5 protein-coding genes and 3 tRNA genes are annotated in these 6,954 nt (G+C 69.6%); 7 read left to right on the top strand and 1 reads right to left on the bottom strand.

Translation table 11 applies throughout. The features are described 5' to 3' along the window. On the bottom strand, positions 1–2,299 hold a 2,299-nt coding region (locus AB0B40_RS14845), incomplete at its 3' end, for a nitrate- and nitrite sensing domain-containing protein (RefSeq protein WP_362264044.1). Positions 2,300–2,868: 569 nt separating this feature from the next. Between AB0B40_RS14845 and AB0B40_RS14840 the strand changes: the two genes are divergently transcribed. The 7 genes from AB0B40_RS14840 (at position 2,869) to AB0B40_RS14810 (ending at position 6,874) form a co-directional block, all read left to right on the top strand. Then, positions 2,869–3,063, top strand: coding sequence for a hypothetical protein (locus AB0B40_RS14840; RefSeq protein WP_362264043.1), 195 nt, complete (start codon positions 2,869–2,871; stop codon positions 3,061–3,063). Between the two features lie 330 nt (positions 3,064–3,393). Continuing rightward, the gene (locus AB0B40_RS14835; protein WP_345051045.1) at positions 3,394–4,179 is read left to right on the top strand and encodes a fumarylacetoacetate hydrolase family protein; all 786 of its coding nucleotides are present in this window, start codon (positions 3,394–3,396) and stop codon (positions 4,177–4,179) included. Continuing rightward, positions 4,172–5,656 (top strand): glutamate--tRNA ligase, encoded by a 1,485-nt coding sequence (gene gltX / locus AB0B40_RS14830; RefSeq protein ID WP_362264042.1) that lies wholly within the window; start codon positions 4,172–4,174, stop codon positions 5,654–5,656. Before AB0B40_RS14835 ends, gltX begins: the two co-directional genes overlap by 8 nt. Positions 5,657–5,784: 128 nt before the next feature. Next, the gene (locus AB0B40_RS14825; RefSeq protein ID WP_362264041.1) at positions 5,785–6,516 is read left to right on the top strand and encodes an HAD family hydrolase; all 732 of its coding nucleotides are present in this window, start codon (positions 5,785–5,787) and stop codon (positions 6,514–6,516) included. A gap of 90 nt (positions 6,517–6,606) precedes the next feature. Then, positions 6,607–6,678: transfer RNA gene (locus AB0B40_RS14820), tRNA-Gln, on the top strand. Between the two features lie 21 nt (positions 6,679–6,699). After that, positions 6,700–6,772, top strand: a tRNA-Glu gene (locus tag AB0B40_RS14815). Between the two features lie 29 nt (positions 6,773–6,801). Beyond that, positions 6,802–6,874 (top strand) — tRNA-Glu (locus AB0B40_RS14810). The last annotated feature ends 80 nt before the right edge of the window (positions 6,875–6,954 follow it).

Below are 6,954 nucleotides of genomic sequence, written 5' to 3'. Positions count from 1 at the left end.
GCAGACCGCCGCCGGCCGGGCCACCGCCGTTCTGCCGCCGGGCCGCAGCGGCACCCGCGGCGGCCTGCGCCGCGGCGGGACCACCGGTCGAGGGCGCGCCGGGCTTGCCCGGAGCGGGCTTCTTGCCGCCCTGGGCGACGTCCACGGGCAGCATGACCAGCGCGGTCGTACCGCCGGAGTCGGACGGGCGCAGCTGGATGCGGATGCCGTGGCGCTGGGACAGCCGGCCGACCACGAAGAGGCCCATGCGCCGGGAGACGGAGACGTCCACGGTGGGCGGCGAGGCGAGCCGCTCGTTGATCGCCGCGAGGTCCTCGGGGGAGAGGCCGATACCGGTGTCGTGGATCTCGATCAGCACGCGGCCGTCGGGCAGGGCGTGACCGGTGACCTTGACCTTGGTCTGCGGCGAGGAGAACGAGGTCGCGTTCTCCAGCAGCTCGGCGAGCAGGTGCACGAGGTCGTTGACGACCCGGCCGGCCACTTCGGTGGTGGGCACGGACGCCAGCTCGATGCGCTCGTACTGCTCCACCTCGGACGCGGCGGCGCGCAGGACGTCGACCAGCGGGACCGGGCGGGTCCAGCGGCGGCCGGGCTCCTCACCGGCGAGGACGAGGAGGTTCTCACCGTTACGGCGCATACGGGTCGCGAGGTGGTCGAGCTTGAACAGCGAGGACAGCTGGTCCGGGTCGGCCTCGCGGGACTCCAGCTCGGAGATCAGCGACAGCTGGCGCTGGATCAGGCCCTGGGAGCGGCGCGAGAGGTTGGTGAACATCGCGTTGACGTTGCCCCGCAGCAGGGCCTGCTCGGCGGCGAGGCGGACCGCCTCGCGGTGCACGTCGTCGAAGGCCGTGGCCACCTGGCCGATCTCGTCCCGGGAGTGCACACCGACGGACTCCACGGAGGTGTCGACGTCCTGCGGGTCGGACTCGGAGAGCTGCTTGACCAGCTCGGGCAGGCGGTCCTGGGCGACCCTGGTCGCGGTCTCCTGGAGCCGGCGCAGCGAGCGGATCATGGACCGGGCGACGACGAACGCGCCGACCAGCGAGACACCGAGCACGAGCAGGATCAGCGCACCGGAGATGATGGCGTCACGCTGGGTGGCGCTCTTCAGCTCGCGCGCCTTCTGCTCCATCTCCTCCAGGAGCGTGTGCTCGATCTTCTTCATCTGGTCGATCTTGGTGGAGCTGTCGTCCACCCAGTCCTTGTACGACCGCGTCGGCTGCTGCTGCAGGCCGTCCGGGGACTCGAAGGAGCGCTTGGCGTAGGTGTCGGCGGACTCGATCGTCGGGTTGCCCTCGTCGATCGGCTTGAGGAGTTCCTCGGCGTTGTGGTCCGCGTAGATCTTCCGGAAGATCGCCAGCTCGGAGCCTTCGCTCTCGTACGCCGACTGGCCGTAGAGGCGGTCGTTCTCGGAGAGGTCGCCCTTGACGTCGGTGGTCGCGGGCAGCGCGGCCGCGATGACGGCGCGCTGCACGGAGGCGTACTCCTTGGCGGTGGAGAAGGCCGCCAGGGCGCGGGTACGGGAGATCATCTCCGGGTTGCTGGACGCCTCGGCCATGTCCTGGGAGAGGCCGATCAGCTGGCTGATGAGCCGGTGGTAGGACTCGACCGTCTGGGTCGAGTTGTCCTTGGACGTGTACGCCTTCTGACGGATCCGGGACAGGTCGTCCAGCTGGTTGGCCAGGCCGACGAGCGCGTCGCGGACGCCCTGGAGGTTGCCCTCCTTGCTCGCCGCGTCGATCTGCTCGGAGGAGTCGAGGAAGTTGTCGCGGGCCCGGTCGGTCTTCTGCTGGTAGGCCTTGACCTGGTAGTCGTTCGTCTTCAGTCCGCCGTGCGCCAGCGGGCCGGCGGACTGGTCGCGCTCGTCCTGGAGCGCCATGGCCAGCTCGGTGGCCTGCTTGGTCATCTCCGTCAGCAGCTTCATGTTGTCGAGCTGCTGGATGTCGTCCATGTTCTGGTTGATACGCAGCGCGCCCAGCGAGGTGGCCGCGACCACGGGCAGCGCGAGCAGCGACACCAGGCGGGTGGAGATACGCCAGTTGCGCAGAGCCAGCCGTGAACCGGCGCCGGCGGAGGCCTGCGCGGGCTTCACCGCCGGGGCGGGGCTGCCCGAGGGTGCGGCCGTCGTGGACGCCGACGAGGCCGGCGCACCGGGGCGGCCGCCGCGCTCACCGCCGTCCCCGGCCGGGCCCGGGTTCTGGGCGTGCTGGGGCGAGGAGCTGCCTTTCATCGGGCCAGTCCCGTCGTGCGGCTCCGGCTCCGCCGAAGCGCTGCCATCCCTCTTGAAACGTCCCTGCACTAGCGTCGCAACCTCTGGACCAGGCGCCCCTCCGCGCGAACGGAGGGACACGGTGTCGGCGTTTGGAGAGCGCCCTGAATACGCCCCCCGGTGGTCTTGAGTGACCGGCGCTGGTTCCCCCCTACCTCGCCCGCCGCTCGGCGCTGAGTGCGCCCCTGCGCGCCGGCTCGATCCTGCGGCGGTCCGTGGAATTCCAGCACAGTGCAGGATCTCCAACAAGGGCAGTGGGCCGAGCTGTGACCTCCGTGACGGCGAGTGAGTGCCGGATTACCAGGCGTGCAACCTGTTTCGACCAATAACGGGCATACATCTGCGAGTTGCCGCACGGTACCGGGTGTCCCAGTCGCCATGATCAGGAGCGGAATGGTGGCTTCAGAGGGGCAATGTCCGTTTCGCCGGGGCGGATTGTCGGCCGGAATTGACCGCTTTGCCCATGAGTTCGTGAGCAAACTCACATGCGCCTCGTGGGCAGTTGGCGGCTTCGTCGGGGAATCGGATGTTTAGCCTGACGCTTTACGACAGGGACGACTCTGCCAACCCACCCGACCAGAGGGCACAGGACGACAACGGTGAAGACGACGATGATGTTCCGCAACATAGCCAACCCGCGACGCACGACCCTGGCGCACCTCGATGACGCCGGCGAGCTGCACACGCCCGAGCTGCCGGAGCACTCCGTCGACCTGCCCGCCCAGACGGCCAACCCCAGGCGCACCGTCCTCATGGAGATCCCGGTCGGCGCGGGGGCCGCGGCGGGCGAGTGACAGACGGCTGCGCCGGGCGCGGTCGCGAAGGTCCCCGGCGGTCCTTCCGGCCGTGCTCGCGTCTTTCCCGCGAAGCCCGTCCCCGCGGTCGAAAGCCGTCCTCCCGAGCGGCGGCCGTCCTCCCGAGCGGCGGCCGTCCTCCCGAGCGGCGGCCGTCCTCCCGTGCGGCGGCCGTCCTCCCGGGTGGCGCCCGAGGGCGCCCCGCTGCCCCGCTGCCCCATGGACCCGCCCCTGACCTGCGGCGATACCCCCAGAAGCGCATGACGCCGGATGGCTCCGATAACCTGGGACGTCAGTACGCCGGTTCTCAGTGAGGGGCGCAAGCATCCCGTGCGCATCGCCAGGTTCTCCATCGACGGGAACGTAGCCTTCGGCGCGGTCGAGGGCGACAAGCAGGACGAACTCGTCCTCGACATCATCAAGGGCATCCCGTTCGCGGACTACGAGCTGTCCGGTACGAAGGTGCCGCTGAGCAAGGTCCGGCTGCTCCCGCCGGTGCTGCCCAACAAGGTCGTGGCCTTCGGCCGCAACTACGCCGACCACGCGCGCGAGCTGGGCAACGAGGTCCCCGAGGCGCCGTTCGCCTTCTTCAAGCCGTCCACCTCGGTGATCGGCCCCGGCGACGACATCCAGTACCCGCCGTTCTCCGAGGAACTGCACCACGAGGCCGAGCTGGCCGTCGTCATCGGCCGTATGTGCCGCGAGGTGCCGCGCGAGCGGGTCAAGGACGTGATCTTCGGCTACACCTGCGCCAACGACGTCACCGCCCGCGATGTGCAGAAGCGTGAGAAGCAGTGGGCCCGGGCCAAGGGCTTCGACACCTCCTGCCCGCTCGGCCCCTGGGTGGAGACGGATCTCGACCTCGCCCGCGCCAACGACCTGACGGTCCAGCTGACGGTCAACGGCGAACAGCGCCAGCTGGGCCGTACGAGCGAGATGGTCCACCCCATCGAGGACCTGATCGTCAACATCTCCGAGGCCATGACGCTGCTGCCCGGCGACGTCGTCCTCACGGGCACCCCCGCGGGGGTCGGCCCCCTGAACGTCGGCGACGAGGTCGCCGTCACCATCGAAGGCATCGGCACTCTCACCAACAAGGTTGTCAAGCGTGGCTAGCGCACCCGGCTCCCCCGTACGCGTCCGTTTCTGCCCGTCGCCCACCGGTAACCCCCACGTGGGCCTGGTCCGCACCGCCCTGTTCAACTGGGCGTTCGCCCGGCACCACCAGGGCACCCTGGTCTTCCGCATCGAGGACACCGACGCGGCCCGCGACTCGGAGGAGTCGTACAACCAGCTGCTCGACGCGATGCGCTGGCTGGGCTTCGACTGGGACGAGGGCCCCGAGGCCGGCGGCCCGCACGCGCCGTACCGGCAGTCGCAGCGCATGGACATCTACGCCGACGTCGCCCAGAAGCTCCTCGACGCCGGCCACGCCTACCACTGCTACTGCTCCCAGGAGGAGCTGGACGCCCGCCGCGAGGCCGCCCGCGCCGCCGGCAAGCCCTCCGGCTACGACGGCCACTGCCGCGACCTGACCGCCGAGCAGGTCGAGGAGTACAAGGCCCAGGGCCGCACCCCCATCGTCCGCTTCCGGATGCCGGACGAGACGATCACCTTCACCGACCTGGTCCGCGGCGAACTGACCTTCACCCCGGAGAACGTGCCCGACTACGGCATCGTCCGTGCGAACGGCGCCCCGCTGTACACGCTGGTCAACCCGGTCGACGACGCGCTGATGGAGATCACCCACGTACTGCGCGGCGAGGACCTGCTCTCCTCCACCCCGCGCCAGGTCGCGCTCTACAGGGCGCTGACGGAACTGGGCATCGCCAAGCAGACCCCGGCCTTCGGCCACCTGCCGTACGTCATGGGCGAGGGCAACAAGAAGCTCTCCAAGCGTGACCCGCAGGCCTCGCTCAACCTCTACCGGGAGCGGGGCTTCCTGCCCGAGGGCCTGCTCAACTACCTGTCCCTGCTGGGCTGGTCGCTCTCGGCGGACCAGGACATCTTCACGCTCGACGAGATGGTCGCCGCCTTCGACATCACCGACGTGAACCCCAACCCGGCGCGCTTCGACCTGAAGAAGTGCGAGGCGATCAACGCCGACCACATCCGCATGCTGGATGTGAAGGAGTTCGCCGAGCGCTGCCGCCCGTGGCTGCAGCCGCCGTTCGCCCCCTGGGCGCCGGAGGACTTCGACGCGGCGAAGTGGGAGGCGATCGCCCCGCACGCCCAGACCCGCCTGAAGGTCCTGTCCGAGATCACCGAGAACGTGGACTTCCTGTTCCTGCCGGAGCCGGTCTTCGATGAGGCTTCGTGGGCCAAGGCGATGAAGGAGGGCTCCGACGCCCTGCTGCGCACGGCCCGCGAGAAGCTGGAAGCGGCCGACTGGACCTCCGCCGAGTCCCTCAAGGAGGCCGTGCTGGCCGCCGGTGAGGCCCATGGTCTCAAGCTCGGCAAGGCGCAGGCCCCGGTCCGCGTGGCCGTCACCGGCCGCACCGTCGGCCTGCCGCTCTTCGAGTCCCTGGAGGTCCTGGGCAAGGAGAAGACGCTGGCCAGGATCGACGCGGCGCTGGCGAAGCTGAGCGCCTGACCGCCACATGCGTCAGGGGCGGCACCCGGGACTCACCGGGTGCCGCCCCTGACGCGTTGCTCACCGCGCGTCGGCCTCGTCGATCAGACACGCCAGGCCGCCGGCCGTTCGGCGGTACCGTCGGTGGCATGACGATCAGAGCCGTGGTCTGGGACGTTGACGACACCCTCTTCGACTACACGACCGCGGACCGGGAGGGCATGCGTGCCCATCTCCTGGCCGAGGGCCTGCTCCACGCGTACGACGGCGCGGAGCAGGCCCTCGTGCGCTGGCGGGAGATCACCGAGGCCCAGTGGGCCCGCTTCTCCTCCGGCGAGGTGGACTTCCTCACCCAGCGCCGCGACCGCACCCGGGTCTTCCTGGGCCGGGAACTGACCGACGACGAGGCCGACGCCTGGTTCCAGCGCTATCTGGCCCACTACGAGGCCGCCTGGAGCCTCTTCCCGGACGTCCTGCCCGCCCTGGAGGTCCTCGCGGCCAGCCACCGGCACGCGGTGCTCTCCAACTCCAGCATCACGGTCCAGGAGCACAAGCTGCGCACCCTCGGCCTCCTCGACCGCTTCGAGACCGTGCTGTGCGCCGCCGAGCTGGGGGTCTCCAAGCCGGAGGCGGGGGCCTTCCTCGCGGTCTGCGAGGCGCTGGGCCTGCCTCCGCACGAGGTGGCGTACGTCGGCGACCACCCGGAGATCGACGCGCGGGGCGCCGCCGAGGCCGGGATGCTGTCCGTGTGGATCGATCGCGGGACGGCCCGCGCGCGGCCGGCCGCGGAGGTCGTGGCGCACCGGATCTCGACCCTGGCCGAACTCCCGGCGCTCGTCCGCGCGGATACCCGTTTTGGAGCCCCGTCCACCTTCGGGTAATGTTCTTCCTGCGCCGAGGGGAACGGGCCGGAAGGCCGGAGCCCCGAGGAGCGAACTAGAACGAGAACCCCGTAGGGGCTTGAGTTCCAGTGGCCTATGGTGTAATTGGCAGCACGACTGATTCTGGTTCAGTTAGTCTTGGTTCGAGTCCAGGTAGGCCAGCTCGCAGAGCTTATCTGCAAAGCCCCCGTTGTGTAGCGGCCTAGCACGCTGCCCTCTCAAGGCAGTAGCGCCGGTTCGAATCCGGTCGGGGGTACTGATCTCGATCTTGTCGGGATCGCTAGGGCCCCCGTTGTGTAGCGGCCTAGCACGCCGCCCTCTCAAGGCGGTAGCGCCGGTTCGAATCCGGTCGGGGGTACTGACTGGTCTAAACCATCTTTGGTCTATGGTGTAATTGGCAGCACGACTGATTCTGGTTCAGTTAGTCTTGGTTCGAGT

Origin of the sequence: Streptomyces sp. NPDC042638, assembly GCF_040647235.1 — a bacterium.
Lineage (GTDB): Bacteria > Actinomycetota > Actinomycetes > Streptomycetales > Streptomycetaceae > Streptomyces > Streptomyces rameus.
The sequence above is the reverse complement of the archived record's forward strand: the minus strand, read 5'-3'. Positions and strand labels throughout refer to the sequence as shown.